This is a genomic window from Stenotrophomonas maltophilia, from assembly GCF_013464915.1.
Taxonomy (GTDB): domain Bacteria; phylum Pseudomonadota; class Gammaproteobacteria; order Xanthomonadales; family Xanthomonadaceae; genus Stenotrophomonas; species Stenotrophomonas maltophilia_AT.
On the sequence record NZ_RAVT01000114.1, the window covers coordinates 1 to 320 of the forward strand.

Annotated in this window: 1 protein-coding gene; it reads right to left on the reverse strand. The window is 58.8% G+C overall.

What is annotated here, in order from left to right:
- A partial coding sequence (locus D7T59_RS21175; protein ID WP_475283823.1) for an NADH-quinone oxidoreductase subunit D-related protein occupies window positions 1-320 on the reverse strand: 320 nt, incomplete at both ends.

The window sequence follows — 320 nt, forward strand, 5'->3', positions numbered from 1 at the left end:
TGCGGGCTCACAACGCCAATGCCCACCGTGCGCTGCTTCCAGATTCTGTTGTCGGTGAGCAGGGTTTCGTACTCATCGATGCGGTTCGGGAATTCGCGGGTGAAATTCTCGATGAAATCGAGCAGCGACCCTTCTCTCGCGGCGTTCAGCCGCCGCAGCTCCTTTCCCTTCTTCCAGCGTGACTCCTTGTACTTCGGCATCTGCTCAGGCAGATCACGGTACACACCGCCGGGTCGGTAATACGTGGCATGCATTCGAGCGCCGGATACCGCCTCGTAGCAGTCCATCAGCTCTTCGCGTTCCCGGAATGCGTAGAGCAT